A 239-nucleotide genomic window follows, 5' to 3' on the forward strand; every position below is an offset into this window, starting at 1 on the left:
ATTGTTTCCCCGAAGATATACACCAATATGTTCGCCCGAATACTTATGGTTTTTAAAGTTACCACGTTTGACAATTGGGATAGAGCCTAAAGTATTGGTTATTTGTTGTTGAAGTTCTGGAGTGCTGAACTTTGAATTTTTTGGAACAACTATAAGTGGCGTAAATAAGAAGTGAGAGAAGTCTTGATTACCACTTACTACGGTATATCCACTTTTTTCTAATTTGGTTCTCAGGTTAG

At 35.6% G+C, this 239-nt stretch carries 1 protein-coding gene; it reads right to left on the bottom strand.

All coding sequences use genetic code 11. From position 1 onward, the window contains the following. Nucleotides 1-239, bottom strand: a 239-nt coding sequence (locus tag ACFI6L_RS20355; RefSeq protein WP_462574710.1) for a hypothetical protein, incomplete at both ends; no start/stop codon positions are given.

The organism is Alteromonas sp. G4i35 (genome assembly GCF_054960375.1).